This is a genomic window from Acinetobacter sp. ANC_7655 (genome assembly GCF_056784015.1).
Genome location: NZ_JBWYJB010000012.1, coordinates 69,120 through 95,390, shown reverse-complemented (window position 1 = coordinate 95,390; position 26,271 = coordinate 69,120). Strand labels below are relative to the sequence as shown.

General features: G+C 38.8%; 19 protein-coding genes and 1 pseudogene. 8 read left to right on the top strand and 12 right to left on the bottom strand.

Annotation, left to right across the window (positions count from 1 at the left end):
• Positions 1-466, bottom strand: a pseudogene (locus AC1M9N_RS12395) (hypothetical protein); the annotation flags it as partial.
• Positions 467-779: 313 nt separating this feature from the next.
• Between AC1M9N_RS12395 and dusA the strand changes: the two are divergent.
• Positions 780-1,790, top strand: coding sequence for a tRNA dihydrouridine(20/20a) synthase DusA (gene dusA, locus AC1M9N_RS12390; RefSeq protein ID WP_481954838.1), 1,011 nt, complete (start codon positions 780-782; stop codon positions 1,788-1,790).
• A gap of 56 nt (positions 1,791-1,846) precedes the next feature.
• Here the strand turns inward: dusA and AC1M9N_RS12385 are convergent, their stop codons facing one another.
• The 7 genes from AC1M9N_RS12385 to AC1M9N_RS12355 all read right to left on the bottom strand — a co-directional run bounded on the left by AC1M9N_RS12385 (position 1,847) and on the right by AC1M9N_RS12355 (position 11,691).
• On the bottom strand, positions 1,847-2,620 hold the full coding sequence (locus AC1M9N_RS12385; protein ID WP_481587568.1) for a tRNA threonylcarbamoyladenosine dehydratase: 774 nt from the start codon (positions 2,618-2,620) through the stop codon (positions 1,847-1,849).
• Between the two features lie 67 nt (positions 2,621-2,687).
• On the bottom strand, positions 2,688-3,521 hold the full coding sequence (locus AC1M9N_RS12380; protein ID WP_481587627.1) for a TatD family hydrolase: 834 nt from the start codon (positions 3,519-3,521) through the stop codon (positions 2,688-2,690).
• 7 nt (positions 3,522-3,528) lie between these two features.
• Positions 3,529-4,476 carry an RsiV family protein gene (locus AC1M9N_RS12375; protein ID WP_035265380.1) on the bottom strand — a complete coding sequence of 316 codons (948 nt, stop codon included), beginning with the start codon at positions 4,474-4,476 and terminating at the stop codon, positions 3,529-3,531.
• A gap of 130 nt (positions 4,477-4,606) precedes the next feature.
• Entirely contained in the window at positions 4,607-5,431 is an 825-nt protein-coding gene (locus AC1M9N_RS12370; RefSeq protein ID WP_481954837.1) for a hypothetical protein, read from the bottom strand.
• Positions 5,432-5,514: 83 nt separating this feature from the next.
• A complete protein-coding gene (locus AC1M9N_RS12365) occupies positions 5,515-7,107 on the bottom strand; it encodes a peptide chain release factor 3 (RefSeq protein WP_035265298.1) in 1,593 nt (530 codons plus the stop codon).
• Positions 7,108-7,226: 119 nt separating this feature from the next.
• Positions 7,227-9,293: a putative bifunctional diguanylate cyclase/phosphodiesterase gene (locus tag AC1M9N_RS12360; protein ID WP_035265296.1), complete on the bottom strand. Its 2,067-nt coding sequence runs from the start codon at positions 9,291-9,293 to the stop codon at positions 7,227-7,229.
• A 214-nt stretch (positions 9,294-9,507) separates the two neighbouring features.
• Positions 9,508-11,691: a carboxy terminal-processing peptidase gene (locus AC1M9N_RS12355; protein ID WP_481607807.1), complete on the bottom strand. Its 2,184-nt coding sequence runs from the start codon at positions 11,689-11,691 to the stop codon at positions 9,508-9,510.
• A gap of 196 nt (positions 11,692-11,887) precedes the next feature.
• Between AC1M9N_RS12355 and nagZ the strand changes: the two genes are divergently transcribed.
• Both nagZ and AC1M9N_RS12345 read left to right on the top strand, forming a co-directional pair.
• A complete protein-coding gene (gene nagZ / locus AC1M9N_RS12350) occupies positions 11,888-12,907 on the top strand; it encodes a beta-N-acetylhexosaminidase (RefSeq protein ID WP_481594954.1) in 1,020 nt (339 codons plus the stop codon).
• A 70-nt stretch (positions 12,908-12,977) separates the two neighbouring features.
• Complete coding sequence (locus AC1M9N_RS12345; RefSeq protein ID WP_481587574.1) at positions 12,978-13,823, top strand: class I SAM-dependent methyltransferase; 846 nt, start codon at positions 12,978-12,980, stop codon at positions 13,821-13,823.
• A gap of 63 nt (positions 13,824-13,886) precedes the next feature.
• Here AC1M9N_RS12345 and AC1M9N_RS12340 read toward each other — a convergent pair whose 3' ends face one another.
• Positions 13,887-15,209 (bottom strand): alpha/beta fold hydrolase, encoded by a 1,323-nt coding sequence (locus AC1M9N_RS12340; protein ID WP_481607805.1) that lies wholly within the window; start codon positions 15,207-15,209, stop codon positions 13,887-13,889.
• A gap of 287 nt (positions 15,210-15,496) precedes the next feature.
• Here AC1M9N_RS12340 and AC1M9N_RS12335 point away from each other — a divergent pair, with 287 nt between their 5' ends.
• The 3 genes from AC1M9N_RS12335 to pta all read left to right on the top strand — a co-directional run bounded on the left by AC1M9N_RS12335 (position 15,497) and on the right by pta (position 20,575).
• Positions 15,497-16,762, top strand: a complete 1,266-nt coding sequence (locus tag AC1M9N_RS12335; protein ID WP_179998649.1) for a glutamate-5-semialdehyde dehydrogenase — start codon at positions 15,497-15,499, stop codon at positions 16,760-16,762.
• Between the two features lie 383 nt (positions 16,763-17,145).
• Positions 17,146-18,369 (top strand): acetate/propionate family kinase, encoded by a 1,224-nt coding sequence (locus AC1M9N_RS12330; RefSeq protein ID WP_481953493.1) that lies wholly within the window; start codon positions 17,146-17,148, stop codon positions 18,367-18,369.
• A 64-nt stretch (positions 18,370-18,433) separates the two neighbouring features.
• On the top strand, positions 18,434-20,575 hold the full coding sequence (gene pta, locus AC1M9N_RS12325) for a phosphate acetyltransferase (RefSeq protein WP_481954836.1): 2,142 nt from the start codon (positions 18,434-18,436) through the stop codon (positions 20,573-20,575).
• 184 nt (positions 20,576-20,759) lie between these two features.
• On the opposite strand, the gene AC1M9N_RS12320 is transcribed toward pta, so the two are convergent.
• A complete protein-coding gene (locus AC1M9N_RS12320) occupies positions 20,760-21,590 on the bottom strand; it encodes an alpha/beta fold hydrolase (protein WP_481954835.1) in 831 nt (276 codons plus the stop codon).
• A gap of 224 nt (positions 21,591-21,814) precedes the next feature.
• Positions 21,815-22,825 (bottom strand): AraC family transcriptional regulator, encoded by a 1,011-nt coding sequence (locus AC1M9N_RS12315; protein WP_481954834.1) that lies wholly within the window; start codon positions 22,823-22,825, stop codon positions 21,815-21,817.
• A gap of 409 nt (positions 22,826-23,234) precedes the next feature.
• Between AC1M9N_RS12315 and AC1M9N_RS12310 the strand changes: the two genes are divergently transcribed.
• On the top strand, positions 23,235-24,761 hold the full coding sequence (locus AC1M9N_RS12310; protein WP_035265279.1) for a fumarate hydratase: 1,527 nt from the start codon (positions 23,235-23,237) through the stop codon (positions 24,759-24,761).
• Positions 24,762-24,832: 71 nt separating this feature from the next.
• On the top strand, positions 24,833-25,375 hold the full coding sequence (locus AC1M9N_RS12305; protein ID WP_035265277.1) for a DUF2059 domain-containing protein: 543 nt from the start codon (positions 24,833-24,835) through the stop codon (positions 25,373-25,375).
• Between the two features lie 27 nt (positions 25,376-25,402).
• On the opposite strand, the gene AC1M9N_RS12300 is transcribed toward AC1M9N_RS12305, so the two are convergent.
• Positions 25,403-26,155 (bottom strand): DUF2846 domain-containing protein, encoded by a 753-nt coding sequence (locus AC1M9N_RS12300; protein WP_035265274.1) that lies wholly within the window; start codon positions 26,153-26,155, stop codon positions 25,403-25,405.
• Positions 26,156-26,271 lie beyond the last annotated feature (116 nt).

The window sequence follows — 26,271 nt, the reverse complement described above, 5'->3', positions numbered from 1 at the left end:
TTCCCACCACTTTACCGTTGTAACTTACCGTCACTGTCGCACCAGCTTCTGTGGTTCCTGTTACAGTTTTATTATCTATATCAAGAGCCTGAGTAAGTATCGAAGGTGGAGTTTTATCACCATCATGACTATTCGAACTATTTGTAATAGCTACTGCCGCACCTCCAATGACGATAGCTCCACCCCCATAGGCTATAGGTGCCAACTTTTCAAACCACAAAAAAGATTCAAAGTTTTTAAACTGAAGAAGTTGATTAATTTCTAAGACATCATTCAAAGAGTTAATATTAAAAATAGTTTGGTTATTTTCTAAAACACTTAAATTAAAATTTTCTACTAATTCAATTTCTTTACCATTCACTAATTTTATGCTTAAACGATCACCTTCATGAGAAATTTCTTTTATTTCGTTAAAATCGTACTCATATTGACCATCTAAAGTCGTTAGTATTAATGATTTATTCATTTTATTCCCCTAATACTTAAAAAATAAAAATATATATTAAATTTATAATTTATCAACAATTTAAATTAACCATTAAGTATAATTTTTCGTGATTTTATTATGTTATTCCTAAGAATAATGTTTAGAAAAATACCATCCTATAATTAATTTTTTTAAATTAATCTAATTTTGTAGTTAAGTTAAATTTTGAGTAGGCCTGTAGAAATATTCAAACTAGCATTCTATTAGTAACATCTGATCAACACTATCGAATTTAAGCTTGAAGACGTATAATCGCCTGCTCTCTTATTCGTCTTCAAGATTAGGTTTTCTTATGTCGTCGATCCAATCCTTACAGCCTCGAATTTCCGTCGCACCCATGATGGATTGGACGACCCGTGATTACCGCTTTTTTGCACGTCTATTCAATCCAAATATCATCATGTACACCGAGATGGTGACCACAGGCGCAATTTTATTTGGCGATGCAGCCCGTCATTTAGATTACAGCAAAGAAGAACACCCTATTGTGTTACAGCTTGGTGGATCAAATCCTAAAGACCTCGCAACCTGTTCTAAAATGGCTCAAGATTGGGGCTATGATGAAATCAATTTAAATGTTGGTTGCCCTAGTGATCGTGTTCAAAACAATAAAATTGGTGCTTGCCTCATGGCTGAGCCTGAGCTGGTTGCTGAATGTATTGCTGAAATGCAAAATGCAGTTGATATTCCCGTCACGGTAAAACACCGAATCGGCATCGATGATATGCAATCGTATGAGGAGATGCTGCATTTTGTCGATACCGTTGCAAAAACGGGATGTCAAAATTTTATCGTGCATGCACGCATTGCTTTACTACAAGGTTTGTCACCAAAAGAGAATCGAGACATTCCGCCTTTACGTTATGAAGATGTCTATCGTTTAAAGCAAGATCGCCCAGAACTATTGATCGAAATCAATGGTGGGATTAAAACATTTGCTGAAACTCAACAACACTTACAACATGTGGATGGTGTCATGATTGGTCGCGAGGCTTATCACAATCCTTATCTACTGGCTGAACTAGGACAATTATGGAATTTGTCAGCACCTGACCGTTTTGAGATCATGCAGGAAATGATGCCATATATTGCAAAACGTTTAGCTGATGGTGCGCCACTATCAGTGATTACACGTCATATTTTAGGCTTATTTCAAAACCTTCCTGGTGCACGAAAATGGCGACAAGCCCTGAGTGGGGGTAACGCGAAAACATTAAAAGATATTGAAAATGCCTTAATCGGTATGCAACAAGCCATTCAAAGACATGCTGAACAAGAAAGCTTAAAAATCAATGCTGAATAAACCAATATAATCCGTAAAAAAGGTCTCTTGATAGAGACCTTTTTTGATAATCACTTTTAGGCTTGTTTTGCTTGAATCGAATCTAATCGTTTTAACACTTCAGCCACAGCTACCATTGCAAAACTTGATGTCACCACCACGGCTGAACCATAACCACCACATCTTAACCCAGCACTCGCACAAACATCAGCATTCGAAAAAGGATTATCCACCGAATAAATACAGGTGATACCGAACTTCTCTTTCGGCTTTTTACAGATACCTTTTGAGCGTAACTGACTTCTTAATTTTGCCAGCATCGGGTCGTATTCTGTTTTTGACAAATCTGCGACCCGAATTTTGAGTGGATCTAACTTACCACCAGCACCACCAGATACAATCAAGGGGACTTTATTGAAACGACAATGTAGCATCAATGCGAGTTTTGCTTTGACATCATCAATGCAATCCAACACAACATCTGGATTTGAACTCAAAATCTCCGTTACATTTTCAGGCGTTAGATAATCATCAATTAAATTGATTTTTATACGTGGATTGATTTGGCGACAACGCTCTGCCATCACTTCAATTTTTTCATGACCTAATGTTGATGTCATCGCAGGTAACTGACGATTAATATTTGATGCTGCAACAGAATCCATATCCACTAATGTGAGCTCGCCCAAACCTGTTCTAGCCAAAGCTTCGACAGCCCAAGAGCCAACACCGCCAATACCGATCACCATGACATGACTGTTTTCATAATGCTGAAAATTTTCTTCGCCATAAATTTTGGCTACACCGGTAAAACGGCGTTCATATTCATCATCATGAACTAAGTCAGTCATATTGCTCTAACACTATTTGGAAAAGGCGTATTTTAGCAAAACTTCAGAGGAATAGAGAGTTTTGAACTCACGACAATTTCAGTTCATTTTTTAGGTTGAGTGCAGACACACTATTCTCCCAAACACGTTGCGCAATGTCTTCGACTCTCGTATTTAGACTATGTGCCAAACCATCTAAAACATAAATTAAATTCTGTGGGGTATTACGGGTACGGTGTTCAGTTGAAGCTTGACAACATAATGGCGTCATATCAGGACAGTCTGTTTCAATGACCAGATGTTCAATGCCAACATACTGAACTATTTGGTGTAATTTTTTAGCATTGGGATTGGTAATCTGTCCCGTGATACCTAACTTAAATCCAAGTTGAATAAATGCCTTTGCTTCTTCTACCCCTCCACTAAATGCGTGGGCGATACCGCCCTGAACAAATTGCTTTGCTTTTAACAGTCTTAATACTTCAGCATGAGATTTACGAATATGTAACAGCACAGGAAGCTTAAATTGTTGAGCCAAATCGAGTTGTTGCGCAAAAAAATCCTGTTGCTTAGCGAAAACTTCCGACTGCTTATGTTGCTTGAGAAAAGTATCTAAACCAATTTCACCAACGGCGATGCATTGTTGTGCTTCAAGAATTTTTTTTAAATCGTCTAGATGATGAGGCTGATGTTGTTCGATATAAAAAGGATGTAGACCAGGAGCGAGATAACTCCTCGGTGCCTGATCTAAACCATTTAACCAATGGTGTGTTTCAATCAATGTATGAAAGCGTTGGTGTTGAAACCCGATCAGTACAAGGGCATCCACTCCCTTCTGTTTAGCCTGATACGCAAGTTGCTCACGATCGAAGTCAAAATCTTCTACATCAAAGTGCGTATGCGTATCAAACAAACGTGGCATGGACATGTTATTTTGCTTCACCTGCAGCTTGAGGTACAGCAACTTGAACCGAAGGATGAACAGCCTCCAGCATTTCAGGTTTAATCACACCCTGTAGCTTTTCATAAGGAATCGTAAGTCTTGGCAAACCCACCACATAAGGACCAATTTCATATTCACCGTATTGAAGAATTAAACCCTTCTTACCCAAATAATAATTATCAGTGAGTTTAAATTTCCAAGCCTCTTCATACTCTTCAACGTTATCTGCTAACTGCGAATCTATGACCCATTTTTTAAATTCATCATGGGCCAATTGATTTAATTTATTCTTTTGGTCTTTCACTAAAATTTGATCTAGTGACACTTGTTTCTGCTGTTTCAAATCAAAATTAAAGTAAGTTTGTGAAGAAGAACCATGTGCACCTCCTAAATAGTTACTCGTATTCAATACGACGGTTGCAAGTGGTCCTTGTGAATTTAAAATTTTAGGACTAATACTCAAACTAATTTGATGTCCAACCCCCAAGTGCTTTAACTCTTTATCTAAACCCACAAAGTTATCAATATAGGGCTGAATCTGCTCTGCAAGTAACTGCGCTGCAGTTTTATATTCAACAACTTCACTTGCGGCTTGAGTATCTTTGTCTTTAGGCAGCGTCTGCTCAGGTTCGAACAACTCTAGCGTTTCTTGTAAATTTTTGATAATCGCTTGATCAATTAAGCCATCTAACACAAATTGATTCGTTCTCAATCGATCAATTGAAATTTCTGGACAATTGTTACCATCACATTCTACCAACCGAACAGGCACTTTTTCAGTTTCACCCTGAAGCACGAGTATCTGAACTTCCGATGCTGCTTGAGTTTGAGTGTCAGGTGACTCTTTAGGCCCGTCCCCTTTTGGCTGACATGCGCTCAGCGTAATTGCGGCAGTAAGTACAGATACAGTCCAAACTATTTTATTTTTTAACATCTCACAACCTTGAGGAGAAACGGTCATTTATCATTGATTTAAGCCTAACCCGATGAAATTGATAGCTCAAGCTTCGTTTGTATGGGTTTAACTGCAATTGTATATGCTACATTACAATATTTGTAATATTTCAAAACATCTTTTGGAAGATCTGCGGCACAACCACTTGCTTGGTTTGAGCATGATTCAAATAGATATCCAATTGCTCACCACCTTTGACAATTTCGTTCGCGCGAATATGAATACCAATCCCTTCACCATCAAAGAACCACTCCTGATTTTTCCAGCTAAGATTCACTGGAGCGATACTTCTCACTTCACTGCTCTGGGCCTTTAACCATTTTTGATAGGACAACTGAAGTATTCTTTCAAAATCATTTATTTGGTTCTTTTGAATCACATCCTGCAACTGTAAAACTTTTTTCTGCTTTCGATCCAATACCATAAAGTAACCACGATCTTTAACGATCACTTCAGCTTGTTTTGTGTTTACGATGAATTGGATCAACACATATTGATTTCGTTGGGTGGCGACTTGCGTCAGTATATCCAACTCATAAGGCTGATTCAGTGAAAACTCCTTCATCCATGATTCAGATCGACTTATATAGGTTTCGATGGATTGATCCAAACTCAATTTTTCTTTTTCATTGATTTGATCTTGAATCACAAAAGCCAAATGGTTGTTAAGTTGTTGATTGACCCACTGATCTGCTGTTTTTAGACTTAAAATTTCAATTTTTTCGCAGACCGATTTTGTGCAATTTTCGCTCTTTATTTCAAATTGAAACGCGTCATCATTTAAGTATGGTAACACATCAGCGTTTTTAACTTGGGCAGACTGCCCTGACTTTTGTGTCGTAGACTCTGGTTGTTTTTCACAAGATGCCACCCCAATGACTAAGGTAGCAAGAAGAATACGCAGTCGTTTTTTTTGTAAGTTTAGAGTAATCACAAGAATCAACCAAAATTAAAGCATTGGTTATTCTGATACAAAAACAGCTTCACGAGGAAGCTGTTTTACATTTTCAAGCAAAATTAATGTTCACGTGTATTACGGAAAACAATATCAGGATAACGCTCTTGCATTAATTGTAAATTGACACGGCTAGGTGCTAAGTACGTTAAATGCCCACCACCATCAACTGAAAGTTGGTCATGTGCTTTTTTCTTAAATTCATTAAATTTTTTCTCATCTGGACATGAAACCCAACGAACAGTGTTAATGCTCACAGGCTCGTAAATACAATCTACTTTGTATTCTTCTTTTAAACGATAAGCAACAACTTCGAATTGAAGAACACCCACAGCACCTACAATAAGATCATTACTGTTTTGTGGCATAAATACCTGAGTTGCACCTTCCTCTGAAAGCTCTTTTAAACCTTTTTGAAGTTGCTTCGATTTTAAAGGATCTTTTAAACGAACACGACGGAACATTTCAGGAGCAAAGTGAGGAATACCTGTGAATTGCAAGTTTTCACCCGAAGTGAAAGTATCGCCGATTTGAATCGTACCATGGTTATGTAAACCAATAATGTCGCCTGGCCATGCCTCTTCTAAATGCTGACGATCACCCGCCAAGAACGTTAATGCATCTGAAATACGCACATCTTTCCCAATACGCACATGCTTCATTTTCAAGCCTTTTTCATATTTGCCTGAACAGATACGCATGAAAGCAATACGATCGCGGTGTTTAGGGTCCATATTGGCTTGAATTTTAAAGACAAAACCAGAGAAACCCTCTTCAGTCGCTTCAACTTTACGGTCTTGGGTAGGATGTGCTTTTGGTGGTGGTGCATATTCACTAAATGCATTCAAGACATGGTCTACACCAAAGTTACCCAACGCTGTACCAAACAATACTGGAGTTTGACGCCCTGCTAAGAATTCTTCACGATCAAGCGGTTCATTTGCCATTTGAACTAATTCTAGTGACTCTTCAAATGCAGCCCAAGCTAATTCACCGACTTTTTCACGAAGGTCAGCATGGTCATAACCGTCACGAATTTCAATATCTGTAATGGTTGAACCAAAACCTGCTTTATAGACATAGAATTTTTCTTCGATCAGATTAAAAACACCCGCGAAGTCACGGCCTGTACCTAAAGGCCAAGTTAAAGGTACGCATTTAATTTTCAGGACATTTTCGATTTCGTCGAGGAGCTCAAGCGGCTCACGGATTTCACGGTCCATTTTGTTGACGAATGAAATAATTGGTGTGTCACGCATACGACACACGTCCATTAACTTAATAGTACGATCTTCGACACCTTTCGCACCATCAATCACCATCAACGCTGAGTCTACGGCTGTAAGGGTACGATATGTATCTTCAGAGAAATCTTCATGCCCCGGTGTATCGAGCAGGTTGATCATTTTGTCTTTATAAGGGAACTGCATCACAGAGGTCGTGATCGAGATACCACGCTCTTTTTCCATTTCCATCCAATCTGATGTCGCAGCACGGTCAGATTTACGGCTTTTTACCATACCTGCAACTTGGATCGCTTGCCCCCACAACAATAACTTTTCCGTCATTGTGGTTTTACCCGCATCGGGGTGGGAAATAATGGCAAATGTACGTCGCTGAGCAACTTGCTCCGCTAACTCTTGCTTAAAGCTCATGAATAACACCTACTGCAGACATGCAGTTTAGAAGATCAAAAAGATCAAAATAAAAATTGGCGATATTGTAGCAGATCAATACCGAATGTGAATGTGATGAATCAGAAACTGACCAGAAGTTAATAGTTCTTAAATGTGCTTTCTAAACGATCCACAGGTAATGGCATACCCAATAAATAGCCTTGTAATTGCTGACAACCTAAACGTTTTAAGATATCGGCTTGTTTTTGAGTTTCAACGCCTTCAGCTGTCACCACCAAACCTAAACGTTTAGCCAATACAATAATACTTTCTAAGATAATTTCATCTTTAGTATTGGGTGAAAGATTTCGAATAAATTCACGGTCAATTTTAAGCTCATCTACCGGGAGATTCTTTAAATATAAGAAGCTAGAATGACCAGTTCCAAAATCATCAATCGCAAGCCCAATCCCCAAATTACGTAGGCTCTCAAAAGTACGAATACTGACATCGATATGATGCATTGCTGTCGATTCAGTAATCTCAATAATTAAATGGGCTGGATCGATCTGGTATTGCGTGATTAAACATCTTAATGTATCTACCAGCGCTTTATGTTCAAATTGTACAGCTGATAAATTTACAGCGATCGGACAGAAAGGCAATTTCTTTTTTTGCCAAGCTTGAATCTGTATACACGCTTGTTCAAGAGCCCAGTAGCCCATTTTAATAATAAGACCTGTTTGCTCCGCACCCTCAATAAACATATTTGGTGCTAGAAGTCCTAGACTTGGATGCTTCCAACGAATTAAAGCTTCAACGCCACAAATTTTAAAATCTGCTGTGAATTTCGGCTGATAAAATAAAATGAATTGTTGTTCTTCAACAGCACGATACAAATCATTAATAAGTTTTGATTGGCTACGTGCGATTTCTTGTTGATCTAATGAATAGTTAAACACACTGTAAGTATTGCGACCTTGCTCTTTGGACATCAGCATTGCAGCATCAGCATTCACCAACAAATCATGTAAATCAGCACCATGATCTGGATAATAGACCACACCTAAACTTGCTGAGATATTGATTTCCTTCCCAGAAATCACAAAGCCTTCTTGGATTTTACTCAATACTAGATTGGCAACTTGATCAATTTGGTCTGTAGAAAAGTCTTCAACAACCAATAAAAACTCATCACCACCAATACGAATTAATTTTTGGTTTTTTTCGAGTAATGCATGAAGTCGATGTGCTAAATTCACTAAAAGCTGATCACCAATATGATGTCCAAAAGCATCATTTACTGCCTTGAAACGATCCAAATCAATATAAATGAATGCAACTTTATGATCTTTAGATTGGTGAAGTGAAAATAATGAAGTGGTGTAATCAAGCAAAAAAAGTCGATTTGGAAGTTTGGTCAAATTATCTTGAAGGGCAAGGCTTTCCAATTCCTTATTCATTTTGATTAGTTGTTGATTTCTCTCTTCAAGTCGTAATTCTAAAATAGCGACAAAAAAACTGACCACTAAAACCAAGCAGGTGACAAATATAATGACAAAAAGTAATAAACCTTGACCTTCATGGAGTTGATTCAATGCTGCATATTTGGCATCCACGGGTTGGAAAGTCGCAGCCGCCATACCAATATAATGCATTCCCACAATACTAAAAGCGATCATGAATGCCACGGCAAGCTTGAAAGCCAATTTATTGTGATAGGTACGCTTATATTTAAACATCAGCCAGAATGACAATCCTGAACCACATACAGCAATCAGTACAGAAAAAATCACCAAAATGGTGTCATAACGAATAATGTAGTTGGGAACGATCAATCCCGCCATTCCAGTATAGTGCATACCTGAAATACCGAAACCCATCAGAAGTGCACCCAAAACTAATCTAGCTAAAGGAAGTGTAGATCTAGTCGTGAGCCATATGGCAAAAATTGAAGCGAGAGCTGCGATCACATAAGAGAATAGCGTTAAACCTATATCGAAACTATGATCTTCGGGTAAATGACAAGCCAGCATTCCAACAAAATGCATGACCCAAATCGCAAGACCAAATATCATGCCACTTACACCGAGCAGCACTTTTTGACCAACTGGGTTTTTGTGGGTACTAATGAGTTGTTCAAATGAAATAGCAATAAAGCAGACGATCACTGCCGCCACAGCAGAACCCGCCACCATTGCATAATCGTAACTCATATGAATCATATAGAGACTTATCCGTACCTGAACCTGTTTTTATTTTATTTAAACCCCAAAAGTACAGCAAATAAATGTAAGAAGGTTCAACTTTTTAATGAGCATTTGTCGCCTACAACAATATCACCATCTCATTGAACGTCAAGTTGTTTTTCGGCGATATCCATAAAAAATGGCGTATCGAAATACGCCATTTTTAAGTAAAACTTAACAATAAATATTTTTATTTTTGCAAGGCAATGTAATCGAGCAAGATATGAGCTGATTCAGTGACAAATGCTTCTTCTTCAGGTAAAGGTGGGCGTTGATTAGTTTTCATCTTAGCACGCGATTCAGCCAAAGCTTCCATCGATGCCTGATAACTTTCCCAATTTGGATAAGCAGTTTTACCCATTGCTATACGGCGTTTGTTTTCTCCTGCCAACGTTTCTTTTTCCAAAGCGATGAGTTCAGCTTTACGTTGATCGATATCCAACACGATTTGTTTATTCTCTTTAGCTTTCTGCGAAATCGCTTTACGCGCTTCTAAATACTTAAATTGAATATCATTCGCAACACGCTGTTTTGAATGAGCAGCTAATTTTGGTACAAAGGCTTGCACTTCTCCCTCACGTTTGAAAGGAGCTGTAGGGATGGTATCCCACTCTAAAGCATTCTTAGCTTTACGCTCCCCAAACTCTTCATCGTAGATATCAACCAATTGAATATCAGGCACAACCCCTTTATTTTGTGTGCTTCCACCAGTAACACGGTAAAACTTTCGTTGCGTCAATGTCGCTTGACCATACGCTAAGCTGTCCAATTGAACTTGAGCTGTACCCTTACCTGTCGTAGTACTTCCAATCACAATCCCACGACCATAATCCTGCACAGCAGCTGAATAGATTTCACTTGCTGATGCAGAAGCCAGATTCACCATGACAGCCAATGGACCTGCGTAGGTTTGAGCGCCTCCATCACGATCTTCGAAGACACTGACGTTACCATTCCCATCCCGAATTTGAACCACTGGACCAGATTTAATCACTTGCCCAATCATTTTTGCCACTTCTTCGAGTGAACCGCCAGGGTTATTACGAAGATCGACGATAATGCCATCGACATTTTGCGCAGCTAAACTTTTCAATGCATTATTGGTATCTTCAGATACTGAACGATAGCTTTCACCAGCACGACGGGCACGGTAGTTGTAATAGAACGATGGAATTTCGACTACCCCAACTTTATGTTTCTTGCCATCTCGTACAATTTCTACTGTTCTTGAACGTACACCTGCATCCTCTTCTTGAATCACATCACGTACGATAGTTACGGTACGTGCCTGACTCATAGATGCTCCAGGTCCGAGCAATTTAATGGTGACTTTAGTCCCACGCTTACCTCGGATCAATCCAACGATTTCAGAACTGGTCCATCCAATGACGTCGACCATTTTGTCACCGTCTTGCGCGACACCAATAATACGATCACCAGACTTAACCTGTCCTGTCTTAAACGCAGGACCACCATCTACGATCGTCTCGATACGCGTATAGTCTTCATTCCCGCGTTCTGGGCGGATCGACACACCAATCCCCTCAAGCTGCAATGTGGTCTGACGATTTAACTCAATTGCATCGATTGGTGGGAAATAATTACTGTGCGGGTCATAAGTCGCTAACATAGCATTGAGCGTTTTTTCTAAAACGTCATCGCTTTTTGTACGCTTCATACGTTCTAATTGACGCATATAGCGCTTGGTCAAAGTCTGAACTGGCGTTAAATCTTCAGCTGAAGTGAGATCTTGCCCTGCTGCTAAAGAAGGATCATCTTTCAGCGCTTTTTGCTTAGCCAAATCTTCTTCTTTAGCAATCGTTAAATTGATTAACTGAGACACCAGCATTTTGCGCCATTGATTTTCTTGCTCAGCTTTATTTTTGAAAAATGGAGCCTTTTCACGATCAGACTCGATAAACACATTAGGTTGATTTAGGTTTTGCGGTTTTTTTAACTCCGCCAACATAAACTCATAGAATGACTTTAAACGATCACGATATTGAGCGTGAATGGCATAAGGTCCTTCAAGGTTACCCGCTTTGAGCGCCGCTCCAAAAGTTGGTCCGTATTTTTTCTTATAGTTTGCCACTTCATCTGCCAAGAAAAGGCTATGGTCAGGATCAAGACTATCAATATACATATCAAAAATACGTTGTGAGGTCGTAGCATCTAAACGCATATTTAAATAGTGCTGACGATCCACCAAAGTTGCTAATTGTCTTGAAACTAAAGCTTGTTCTTGTGTGGGCTTTATATTCTGAACCTGTTGAACCGCTGGTTCATTCGCTGCGATCGCAACATTAATTGTATGACCAAAAAATAAACCACCAGTGGCAATGGCTACCGCGCAAGCGATTGTTTGAAGTTTCATAACGAATTTGTCTTTCCTTGGATAAACCAAATTTACACTATTGTTTTCAGATAGAAATATTAATATTCAAAACCTTAAACAACTTTTTCATTTCTGCCGTATAGTTTTATCATAATCTGTACGGAGAAAATGTAGCAAATCATTGCAAAATTCGGGTATTGTTTTCTCTTTTAAAATTAGAATCACGGATTCCACTATGATTGGCGCATTGATGCTTGATATTGAGGGCACAACACTTAATCAAGAAGATATTCAACTCCTTCAATCTCCACAAGTCGGTGGAGTCATTTTGTTTGGAAGAAATATTGAATCACCTCAACAAGTTCGCGCCTTAACGGATCATATGCGCCAAGTTCGCCCCGATATTTTAATTGCAGTCGATCAAGAAGGTGGACGCGTACAACGTTTAAAACAAGGCTTCACTCTCCTTCCTGCTATGGGACGTTTCGGTGAGCTCTATCTAAGACAGCCAGAACGCGCAATTGAATTGGCTGAGCAATGCGGTTGGCTCATGGCTACCGAAGTTCTTGCAGTCGGGATCGATTTCAGCTTTGCACCTGTATTAGACCTTAACGACATTAGCGATGTTATTGGTGATCGTGCTTTTGCTAAAAATATCTCAGATATCATCCCTTTAGCCCAAGCCTTTATGCAAGGTATGAAACGCGCAGGTATGGCAACCACAGGGAAACACTTCCCTGGCCATGGCTCGGTTAAAGCAGATTCACATATTGCTGCAGCTGTGGATACACGAAGTTATGCTGAAATTGAAGCTCAAGATATGCAAAGCTTTATTCAACTCCAACCTCAACTTGACGCACTCATGCCAGCACATGTGATTTATGAAAAAGTAGATCCAAATCCTGCTGGTTTTTCTCAGTATTGGGTTCAAAAAGTACTTCGTGAAACACTTGAGTTCGATGGTGTCTTGTTTTCTGATGACTTAAGTATGCAAGCAGCTTGTGTTGCAGGTGGTGCAGATGCTCGCATCAAAGCCGCGCTTGAAGCTGGCTGTGATATGGGCTTAGTCTGCAATAATCGGGAATCTGCATGTGTCGCGCTCAGTGCCATAGAGAATTATCCATTGCCGAACCAAGAACGCTTAGAGCGTATGCGCGGTAAGATTCAAGAGATTCGCATTGGTGAACAACTTGACTTAGGCAACGAATGGAAATCTGTCAAAAAGGTCATTGAAGATTTTAGACAATCATTTTAATAATAAAGGGAGCATCTAAATGCTCCCTTTATCTTGACCAATCCAATAATAATCATAGCTAAGGATGTGTATGTCTCAATCAAAACAATCAAAGCACCGTCATATTTCGTTTACTGCTCACTACACTGGCTATATTTGGTACCAAATGGGTATCTCTCACGAAGCATTTGCGACTTCGAAAGGTAAAGCGTTGGCGCAATTCGCTCACCCTTTTGAAAGTATGGCTGAGAAGTTTATCGGTGGAAGTATGCGTTCAACTCTGAAGACACGACATACATTATTAGACGACCATTTAAAATTATTAATCAAACAATATCCAAACCTGCAAATTTTAGAAATTGCAGCGGGACTTTCACCTCGTGGTTGGTGGTTTAGATCTCATTATCCCGAAATAGATTATCGCGAATTAGATTTACCAGACATGGCTGCCACAAAACAATCCGCTTTGAATAAAATCGATCCCGAAAGCCCTAAAGTTTTATCAGCAGACTTATTCACGGATGATTTCAAAACAGCTTTTGACGAATTCGACCCAACACGACCGCTAGTAATTATCAGTGAAGGATTAATCAATTATTTTAATCAAGATTTACTCAAACAATTGCTGAATTCGATTGTGCGTTTTGGTCAACCATTCCAAACGCTTCATTATTTAACTGACCTTTATCCCGAGCCTGTGCAACATAAACTGGCTAACTTAATTTGGTCGAGCAGCAAATTACTCAAATACGCTTCAAGAAGTGCATTTACCTTCCACTTTAAAGACCCTTTAGAGGTACAGCACTTTTTTAAACTGTCAGGTTTTACTGAAGTTGAAGTCATTCAACCTCAACTGTATTTTGAAAAAAAGAATCAAAATATGGATACAGATCAGCATCTTGGTGATCTAGTATGGATGATTCATGCAATAAAATAATGATTCGTTTATCTAAATATTAAGAAGAGTATATTTTCTGATTCAATTGAATTCAATGACAGCCTAAACCACGCTGTCATTGTGTTTATGGGTATCTATAAATTGAAGTAAGCGATCAGCTACTTCAAAATAACCATGCTTGAATAATGCTCTTACTTCATTTCCAATAAAATCGAACATTAAACATTCGACAGCAAAATGTCCTTGCTCATCCTCAAATTCAATTGCAAAACTTCGAGCATTTGCCTGTAATACTTCAACTTGAGATGGGTCATCCAAAAAGAATGATACACCAAAGTAATTCAGGTCTTTAATTTCAACTTCAAAACGTTGTGCATTTGTTTGATGAATTAAAACAGAATGTGCATTTTTAAGGGCAAATCGAACTTCTCCTCTACGATCCAAAGATTGCATTTGGTCTTTATCTAAATAAATGATCCCATCTAGATTATGAATCGATTCGCCTTTTAAGAAACTGGTAAAAAGATTCATGGTTTCTTTTCGGCGTTGCAGTTGAGGCACATGATCCGCATTTGCAATCATTGCAAACTCAACATCAGGACATTGCAAGGCAAAATTCGCATTCTCAAATGGCAAAGTAAAACTATCGAATTGACCACATGCTACCAATGTTTTACACATCGGTATTGGAACATGGGAAAGACGCAATAAACGATTACAGTTGATTTCATATCGCTCACGCTCAGCGATATCAAACTCAGACATCTGCTTATAAAAAAGTCGTTTAGCTGTTGGAGACATACGCGTTTGATCTAATTTTGCATGATTCACCAAGTACAAAATGACAGCCTGACCAAACTCATCCATACGTTGCTCTTGCATCAATATTAATGACTCTTCAAGCAACATACGCCAGCTTTTACGCGTCTTCTGCATGACGCCCATCAGAATCAATCGATCTACCAGTTCTGAGCGATAATGAGCAAAACAGGAAGCAACCACAGAGCCTAATGACATCCCCATGACAGAGACTTTCTTAATCTCCACCAAATCCAACCATTGACCTAACATTTTTGAAAGCTCTGGTAGCTCTAGAGTACCAGCAGAAATTCCAGTATCACGATTGTGGATTTGTTGATTTGAACCTAAAGATGGTAAGTCGATTAAAATAACAGGTCCTTTCTCGAAGAGCTGTTCAACGCAATATTTATATGAATTAAAATTTTGAAATGCGCCTCCGACAATCAGCGTTGGCGTCTGGTACAGTGTTTCTGGCGATGCGATCGCCATATATTCAATTTTCCAGCCATCAATCCATGTGGTTCGTGGCGGCTCTTTAAAACTATTTTTATGGTACAGATCAAAAAAATGAGTGCTGTCTTCAGCTGAATAATCTTCAAGCTCCATTTTTATCATGGAATTCATTCCCTTATCTCCATTTGGCTTTATTGTTTTGTTTTCACAGCCGTTAATTTGATCATACTCTCAATTCGTTATGATTATGCAACATAATTAACATTCATTTCATTTTATACAGATGCATGAAATCTGCGCAATGCAAGAATTCACCTTTTATCTTTTTTAACTGCCGTTAGGTTCTAAAAATAGTTACAAGTTTTATCAACTTAGCTTTTTTCGCTGATAAACATAGATTGTTGTCATCTGCGCTGCTACTATTTGAATGAGATTTTAAAATGATCAGTTAAACTGCTATGCAAGACTCCATCGAACAGTACATGCAAGTCGTCGGTCAGAATGCGCGTGAAGCTTCACGCTTTTTGGCTGGATCTTCGACTTTTGAACGAAATAATGCTTTGACGGCAATCCATACCGCTTTGGAAGACCATCAAGCTCAAATTCTAGCTGCGAATAAACTAGACATGACTCGTGGTCATGAAAACAATTTAGACAGCGCATTACTCGATCGTTTGGAACTTACACCCACACGCTTCAGTGGAATGTTACAAGGTCTTAAAGATGTCATCAGTTTAATTGATCCCATTGGTGAAATTACTGACCTAGCTTATCGCCCGTCTGGTATTCAGCTTGGAAAAATGCGAGTGCCTTTAGGTGTCGTAGGTATGATTTATGAATCACGTCCTAACGTCACTCTAGAAGCAGCCTCTTTAGCGATTAAGTCTGGCAATGCCATCATTCTTCGCGGTGGTTCAGAAGCATTAGAGTCAAACAAAGCCATTGCTACCGCAATTCAAAAAGGTTTAGAGCAAGCTGGAGTACCAGTCAACGCAGTGCAGGTTGTAAATACAGCTGATCGTGCTGCTGTTGGACAATTGATTACTCTCTCTGAGTATGTTGACGTTATTGTTCCACGTGGTGGCAAAGGCTTAATTGAACGTATTACACGTGAAGCAACTATTCCAGTAATCAAACATCTTGATGGTAACTGTCACGTCTTCGTTGAGGCTCAAGCAGATCTACAAAAAGCATTGCCAATTGCGTTAAATGCAAAAACTCATCGCTATGGCGTATGTAATGCCATGGAAACGCTGCTGGTTGATGAAAAAGTTGCTGATGACTTTCTGCCTCGCATTGCTGAACTTTATGCTGAAAAACAAGTTGAGCTGCGTGGTTGCTTAAAAGTAAAAGCAATTTTAGGTGAACAGATTAAAACTGCGACCGAAGAAGACTGGTATGAGGAATATCTAGGACCTATTTTAGCGGTTAAAGTGGTCAGTGGCGTTGATGAAGCAATTTTGCATATCAATAAATACGGATCGCATCACACTGATTCGATTATTACTGAAAACTTTAGCACGGCGCGAAAATTTCTTACACGCGTCGATTCAAGTTCGGTCATGGTCAATGCCTCTACTCGTTTTGCTGATGGTTTTGAGTATGGTTTAGGTGCTGAAATCGGTATTTCAACAGATAAAATTCATGCCAGAGGTCCAGTCGGTTTAGAAGGACTTACCTCACAAAAATGGATTGTCTTAGGCGATGGCCAAATCCGTCAATAAACCTAACTTAAAAAACAAAGCCCTTTGAGTAAAGGGCTTTTTTTTTGAGTGATTCAACTCATTATAACTAAATAAAAAACGTATAAATTAAATCAATTACAAACCAGAAGTGGTATATAAAAAATACAATACATGCTATGTTTTACGCATACAATTTAATTAAAACATAACCATCATTTATTTAATAAATGAATAAAGAAAGACTATAAATTTTAATTATTATTGCCTTAGTGGTCGATAGTGCTTAAGTCTAATCACCTAAAGTCTATCTAGGACAATAAAAAAACGCATGATACAAATGCTTCACGATCAAGAAATAACATTTTTTGTTCATTTGGAAGAAAACAAACGAAATATTAAAATTGCCAGTAAAGGAACACACCATGCCTCATTCAGTTCTTATCATCAATTGCGGTTCTTCTTCGATCAAGTTTGCATTATTACTTAAAGATCAAGATTTCCGAATTCATGGTCTTGCTGAAAACTTAGGTACGCCAGAAGCGCGCATCAAAGGCGTGACTGTAGGCAACGAACCAGTTGATATTCGTATTCCAAATGCAGACCACAAAGAAGCACTTGAAGTTGGATTATCTCGCTTAGCGAATCACAAGCCTGATGCCATTGGTCATCGTATTGTACATGGTGGTTCTTTAACTCAAGCAGAGTTAATCACCGATGAAATTATTGAAAAAATCCGTGAAGCAACACCTTTAGCTCCATTACATAATCCTGCACATCTCGTTGGGATCGAAGCGACTAAACGTTTGTTCCCAGACTTACCGCAGGTTGCAGTGTTTGATACAGCGTTCCATCAAACAATGCCAGCGCATGCCTATCGTTATGCGGTACCAAAATTTTTATACACTGAACATAATGTTCGCCGCTATGGATTCCACGGTACGAGCCATGCCTATGTATCAGATCGTGGTTCTGAGCTTGCTGGTAGTTTCCGTGAAGGTGGTTGGCTCACCGCTCATTTAGGCAATGGTAGTTCTACTTGTGCAATTTGGAATGGTAAAAGTGTTGATACCTCTATGGGATTAACGCCACTCGAAGGTTTAGTGATGGGTACCCGTAGTGGTGATGTAGACCCAAGTTTACATAATTTTTTAGCCAAAAACCTAGGATGGGACATTTACAAAATTGACAGAATGCTCAATAGCCAATCTGGTTTATTAGGACTTTCAAACCTGTCAAACGATATGCGAACACTTATCGAAGCTTCAGAAGAAGGCAATGAAGATGCTGCACTTGCTATTGAAGTATTCTGCTATCGTCTTGCTAAATCATTAGCAGCACTCAGCTGTGGTTTACCTCGTCTTGATGGCTTATTCTTCACAGGTGGTATTGGTGAAAACTCAGCATTCATTCGTGAAAAAACATTATCTTATTTGCCACATTTTGGTTTTAACTTTAGCAAAGAAAAAAATAACCAATTAGCTCGCGGTACTGAAGGTCGTATTGATAATGGTACTGGTCCGCAAATTTGGGTCATTCCTACAGATGAAGAAGGACGTATTGCACAAGAAACAGAACATGTGGTGAATCAAATCGGAGATGTGAATTCATCTGAAAAAAAGTCTGAACTTGAAACCGCGACTGCTTAAGCAGTCGCCCGCGCAGACATATTTACATATTTCTTTTTTATTTTTAGATATAGATTTTGATGATATGAAAACAATTGTACTTGTTCCAACTGGTGAAGGTGTAGGTCTGACATCAGCGTGTTTAGGCTTAATTTATGCACTTGAGTGTCAAGGTGTAAAAGCTGGTTTTGTTAAGCCATTTTCACAAGAAGTACATGCTGAAAATTTCGATCGCACCACAGCGTTATTCCGCCATGTTTCTCAGAACGAAACAGTTGAACCAATCTCATATCAAAATGTAGTGCAGCAATTAAATGCTGATGAAAGTGATGAGTTATTAGAGGAAGCTGTTCGTCTACATCGTCAAATCGCTAAAAAACATGATCTTATTATTGTGGAAGGGTTAGTTCCAAACAGCCGTGATAGTTTTGCATCTGAACTGAATGCTCAACTTGCTCAGGCACTAGATGCGAAAGTCATCATTGTGAGCAATGCTGATATCAAACAACCAGCCTATACAGCAGAAAAAGTAGAAACCCAATTACGTAATTTTGGTGGAGCAAACAGCAACCGAACAGCTGGTGTGCTTTTCATGCGAACCAAAGGTCTGTCCGAGGAGTCTGCACAGATTCCAGTGACCATTGATCCAAATCTTCGTCTGACACAAGAGACTCAACAATTTGTTGGGGAAATTCAAAAAACACATCCACTGATTGGTTCCGAACAACTTCCTGTTATTGCATTAGTACCATTTAGTAATACTTTAAGTGTGCCGCGAATGTCTGATATCGCGCAACATATTCAAGCAGAATGGATTAACTTAGGTGAGGCTGCACAACGACGTGTTCTGCATAGTAGCTTGATCGCTTCAAATATCGAGCGCGAACTGCACAAATTCACGGCAGGTGAACTGATTATTAGCGCATCAGATCGTATTGATGTATTACTTGCAAGTAGTTTAGCAAGCAGCAATGGTATTCCTCTTGCAGGTTTAGTACTGACTGAACATTATGCGCCTAATCAACAAGTACTGGCTTTCTGCCAAGCTGCGATAAAACAGGGCTTACCTATTTTACACACACCACTGAGTACATTTGAAACAGCGACTCAATTGGCTAATTTAAGCAATGAAATTCCTGTAGATGATACTGCTCGCGCTGAACAAGTCACTCGATTTGTATCTAGCCATATTGATGCGGATTGGGTAACGCAGTTGCTGAATGGCTCATACCAACCACGTCTTTCTCCATCTGCATTCCGTCATGAGTTGGTACAAAAATCAATTGCAGCGAAGAAAAGAATTGTTCTTCCTGAAGGTGATGAACCTCGTACGATTCAAGCAGCCGCGATCTGCCAATCACGTGGTATTGCTCACTGTATCTTATTGGCAAAACCAGAAGCAGTTTTAGATGTAGCCAAAGCTCGAGGGATTGAATTACCTGATGATTTAGAAATCATTGATCCAGACCTCATCCGCGACAACTATATTGCGCCAATGGTAGAGTTGCGTAAAGGCAAGTTAAATGAACTGCAAGCGAAAGAACAGTTACAAGATACAGTGGTTCTTGGAACGATGATGTTAGCACTAGATCAAGTGGATGGATTAGTTTCAGGTGCAGTTCATACCACAGCCAATACAGTTCGCCCTGCATTTCAGTTGATTAAAACGGCACCTGATTACTCTTTAGTTTCGTCTGTTTTCTTTATGTTATTACCAGATGAAGTGTATGTTTATGGTGACTGTGCAATCAATCCAGATCCTAATGCAGAGCAACTTGCTGAAATCGCGATTCAATCTGCCGATTCAGCCAAAGCGTTTGGTATTGATCCACGTATTGCCATGATTTCATATTCAACTGGTACATCTGGCACAGGTGCTGATGTTGAAAAAGTTGCTGAAGCAACACGCATCGCAAAAGAACGTCGTCCAGATTTATTGATCGATGGCCCCCTTCAATATGATGCTGCCTCTGTAGAAAGTGTAGGTCGCTCTAAAGCACCTGACTCTCAAGTGGCGGGTCGTGCCAATGTCTTTATTTTCCCTGACTTGAATACTGGTAATACCACCTATAAAGCAGTTCAACGCTCTGCCAATGTGGTCAGTGTCGGTCCAATGCTCCAAGGTTTAAACAAACCTGTAAACGATTTATCTCGTGGTGCATTGGTCGATGATATTGTCTTTACGATTGCTTTAACAGCGATTCAGGCTGAGCAACAAGCCCAATAATTTGATTTGCATATGAGTTACCATCCTCGCGAAAGTGAGGATGGTTTTTTCAATAAATCCCTTAGAACACTGAGATCTATGATTAACTCCTACGTGTTGTAACTTAGAATCATGAGGTTAACTAAAGACTTATATAAAAAAACAAGAACTCTTAAAGAGTTCTTGTTTAAGACAAGATCGAAAATTAACTTTGAATAAATTCAAGAAGGTCAGGATTAATCACGTCAGGATTAATAGTGAGCATCCCATGTGAATAACCTGGATAAATCTTTAAAGTTCCATTTTGTACCAATTCAGCCGATAACTTTCCTGAAATATCAAGAGGAACAATTTGGTCATCATCACCATGTAAAACTAATACTGGCACTGAAATTTTCTTAAGGTCTTCTCTAAAATCAGTTTGGGAGAAAGCCACAATCCCATCATAGTGTGCTTTAGCAGAACCCATCATCCCTTGTCTCCACCAATTTTGAATCACTGGTTCAGACGGCTTCGCATTTGAACGATTAAATCCATAAAATGGACCTTCAGGTACAGCACGATAGAATTCAGCTCGATTTTTAAATAATTGAGCCTGCATGTCGTCAAAAACAGCTTTCGGCAATCCGTTTGGATTATCTTCAGTTTTCACCATATAGGGTGGTACAGAGCTCACCAGAACAGCTTTAGAAACACGCTCCTCACCATGTCTTGCGATATAGTGCGCAACCTCACCTCCACCTGTTGAATGACCAATATGAATCGCTTTTTTGATGCCTAAATGCTCAACAACAGCTGCAACATCATCAGCATAATGATCCATATCATGACCATCAGACACTTGAGAAGATCGTCCATGACCACGGCGGTCATGCGCCACTACACGATAACCTTTCTCTAAAAAGTAAAGTATTTGCGCATCCCAATCGTCTGAACTTAAAGGCCATCCATGATGAAAAAATAACACCTCATCATCACGTGGTCCCCAATCTTTATAAAAAATATCAACACCGTCTTTAGTCTTTACATAACTCATTTTCAACTCCTAAAATTAGTTGAATAAACTTAAAGTTAAAATCAAACAAATTTGTTAAATCATTGTATATAAGTGAAATTTCATTTGATTTATTGTAAGCAGAACATCATTAAAAAACCTTAAATGTGCTGCAAATCAAGCGAACATTTAAAGACTTAAAATTGTCCTGATTCAGATTAAGGTAACGGATTTAGAATAAATTTTATTGACTTAGATGATATAGATTAAGTATCGATTGAATCATTTTTTGTGGTTTTTCTTTTGCGGTATTGCAAAGGTGTCTCACCCGTCCAACGTTTGAATGCTCGTGAAAATACAGAGCTCTCTGCGAAACCAAGAACGCTGACAATATGACTCATGGAGATCTCTGTGGTTGCTAATAGTTGCTTAGCAGTCCGAATACGATAATGAGTCAAGATTTTCTCAAAAGAAGTGTCAATATCAGTTAAACTTGCGCGTAAAGTGTTAACATTCATATTCAACTGTTCTGCCACATGAGTTAACTGAATGTTGCCCGATTCGAGCAAACTATTCGCTAGAATTTGTTCTATATCATAAATGAGCTCATATTTTTCCACCTGTCTCATTTGGCGTTTGGCATAAGTTTCATGGATGGTAAATAATTCTGGTTCATACCAGTCAAATTTTAAATTTAGCAACGCTGCATCAAATAAGATTTTCCCCTCTGAACAACCTAACTCTACTTCACATCCCCATACGCGCTTATATTCAGCTAAGGTTGCACCAGTTTCATAGGGTAAACATATTCTCATCGGGCGGAATTGATGTTCAGTAATAAATTTTAAAAAACTTAAAGCCACACTGATGGCAATCTCTAAATAATGCCGAACAGGATGATTAAACCCTTGAATTCCAGCAACATGCCCATTTGTGAACAGGCTAAAATGAAAAGCTGAAGAAAGTAATTTTTGGTAATTTAAAGCTTTCTCTAGTCCAACTTTAAATCCCGAACTACTCAAAAATAGATACTCAATCAATGAGCCTCTAATTACAGGAAAATGCTCTCCTACATGTAAACCAATATCTCTGTCATTAGAAACTTTTTGCGCTGTATTCCAAAATCGGTACTGACATGAATTATCTCTGCGAACTGTCTTATCAGGCAAATGTGCGGGCAATCCTACATCTTCTAAAATTTGCTCTACATTTAATCCCATCTTTTGCATTGTGATATAGGCATAACTCAGAAAGACTCCAGCGTCACTTGACTTCATATTTAATTAACTTCTAGATTTTATGAAATATATAAATAATATTGATTTTTAATTATATAAATATTTACTTAATACTTTCCATTGAAAATCTTAACAAAATTTAATTTCACAAAGTCAATGTATTAGAATTATTGATGACTAAAATAGTGAAATTTCACCCATTTAATCTATAAATATTATGAGATAAATTTGAAAAAAATTATTGTTATTTATAAAAAAGCTTAAACAACTTATTACGTAAACGTATTTCCATCTAAAAAATTAATTAGCAAATATTAATTTTAACTTTTCTATGAATGAATCTGCTCTCTTAAACTTTCGCCCAATTCCTCAGCAAAAAAGCCACAATTGAATCATTTTGTCTTATAATTTAGCCCGCTAGCTATCAGCCCGCTCAAGAGATATTTGTATGACAACTATTATCAAGCAAGACGACTTGATCACATCCGTTAAAGATGCGCTTCAGTTCATTTCTTACTATCATCCACAAGACTTCATCCAAGCAATGAGTCGTGCGTATGACCGTGAAGAAAACAAAGCTGCCAAAGATGCGATCGCACAAATCTTAATCAATTCACGTATGTGTGCCGAAGGTCACCGTCCGATCTGTCAAGATACTGGTATCGTCAACGTATTCGTTGAAGTGGGCATGGACGTTAAATTTGATTTAACAATGAGCTTAGACGACGCGATTAACGAAGGTGTTCGCCAAGGTTACTTAGAAAACTCTAACGTACTTCGTGCATCTGTACTTGCTGATCCTGCTTTTGGCCGTAAGAATACGAAAGACAACACCCCTGCTGTGATCTACCATAAACTTGTTCCAGGTAACAAAGTAGATATCACTGTTGCAGCAAAAGGCGGTGGTTCAGAAAATAAATCTAAACTTGCAATGTTAAACCCATCTGATTCAATCGTGGACTGGGTACTGAAAACTGTACCAACCATGGGTGCAGGCTGGTGTCCTCCTGGTATGCTCGGTATTGGTATCGGTGGTACAGCTGAAAAAGCCATGATGCTTGCTAAAGAAGCATTGATGGAAGAGATCAACATGGACGAGCTTCTTCGTCGTGGTCCACAAAATAAACTTGAAGAACTTCGTATCGAAATCTTCGAGAAAGTAAACGCGCTGGGTATTGGTGCACAAGGTCTTGGCGGTTTAACGACTGTTCTAGACATCAAAATTAAAGACTACCCTTGTCACGCTGCGGGTAAACCAGTCGGTATGATCCCGAACTGTGCTGCGACTCGTCACGCACACTTCACACTAGACGGTACAGGTGTTGCGAATATTATTGCACCTAAACTTGAAGACTATCCTGAAGTCACTTGGGACTCATCTTCTTCTAAACGTGTTGACTTAGATAACATCACACAAGAAGAAATGAACTCTTGGAAACCAGGTGATACGCTTCTTCTTAACGGTACAATCTATACAGGTCGTGACGCTGCGCACAAACGTATGGTTGATATGTTAAACAACGGTGAAGAGCTTCCTGTAGACCTTAAAGGTAAGTTCATTTACTACGTTGGTCCTGTTGATCCAGTGGGTGACGAAGTTGTAGGTCCTGCAGGTCCAACAACTGCAACACGTATGGATAAGTTCACACGTCAAGTTTTAGAAGCAACTGGTCTTTTCGGTATGATCGGTAAAGCGGACCGCGGTCCTGCTGCAATTGAAGCAATCAAAGACAATAAAGCAACTTACCTCATGGCTGTAGGCGGTGCTGCATATCTCGTATCTAAAGCAATTCGTGAAGCGGAAGTTGTCGCTTTTGAAGATTTAGGTATGGAAGCAATCTATAAGTTCGTGGTTAAAGATATGCCTGTATCTGTTGCAGTAGACGTTAACGGCACATCAGTTCACGCAACTGCACCAAAAATTTGGCAGGCTAAAATTGGTAAAATTCCAGTTGTAGATGCAGCTGCACAATAAATAATATTCGACTTGTCTCAAGTTCAAAAAGCACTCTATCATTAGGGTGCTTTTTTATACCGAGAATACTCATGAAAATTTTAAGAACATTATTTTTGAGCGGATGCATGATCTGCTCACCTGCGGTTATGGCAGCTCAAGCGACTGATCAACAAATCGAAAAACTCATACAAGTATTGAATTTAGATCAGCTCTTACAAAGTACGCTTAAACAAATCCGACCTCAAATTGATCAACAGGCCTATAGCATTGTTCAAAATATTGTTAAGGCCGAAAAATTAACACCACAACAACAAGTTATTGCCAATGAACTGGCTGATAAAATTCACCAAGAAAATATTAAGCAAACTTCTTGGGAAAAACTTAAACCGATCTATCTCAAAATTTATAAAGATGTCTATGATGCCCAAGAAGTTCAAGCCCAGATCGACTTTTATTCCTCTCCAACAGGTCAATCCATTTTAAATAAAGGTCCACTTGTTGCTCAAGAATCCATGAAAATCCTGAATCAACAACTTGCAGGCTCTTTACAATCTACAGAAAAGAATTTTGCTGAAGTCCAAAAGAAATTAGAACAACTACAAAAACAAAGTATTCATACTGACTCGAAATAAGCTAAAAACCATTCTGCTGAATCAGAGTTACCATGTGCGTGGATCATATATCTTAAAAGGTTCTGTTAAGCGCACATCATCACTGGCTTTATATTCTTTATTTTTAATTTTTTCTTTTGATTTTTGCAATGTTCCGTTCGGTTGAATAACGGCAACATAGTTAAGCCCAGGCGTTTTCAACTGAGTCATGCCAATTTCTCTTAATGCCTGTTTTGTTGGCATTTGCATCAATGGTCCAACTCTGAGGAGATCTTCACTACCATTTGGTCCACCTCGAAACTGTTCTTCTTCATATTTTAAGAAATACTGCTGCCCCGCTTTAACACTAAAACTTGCAACCAAAGGTTTTTGAAAATGCATCACAGTTAAAGGTCGACTGATACTAAGTTGATAATCCCCTTCAGCCAGCTCTATCCAATAATAATGATTGCTGATTAAACTCGGAATGCGCTTACCATTTAGAAAAAAACTCGGTGCAATAATTTCCTGACGATTCCACTTACTATCAGGACGGTACAGATACAACACTGCGGCTTGCTGATGTTGAGGTTTTACACGGCTGAAAAACTGTCCTGGTTTTTGATTTACCCATGAGCCCAGATCAAATCCTGCAACTTTATATTGAGCTAGCTTCTGAGATACAAAAGTTTTTTTCTCACTAAAATCTACCGGTTTTAACGTTGAGACCACATGAGTTTGATTATTTTCGTTAAGCCCTTTATGTGTCTGACATGCCACAAGAAACAGACTCAAAGCACACACTGCTACGGTTGATCGCATGATTATCCCTCATCACGAATACTTTTTATTCTATGTCATATTTTTGTTATCGTTAGATTATCATCTCAATCCGAGATTAAAAACAAAAAACGCGCAAAAAGTGGGACTTTTTACGC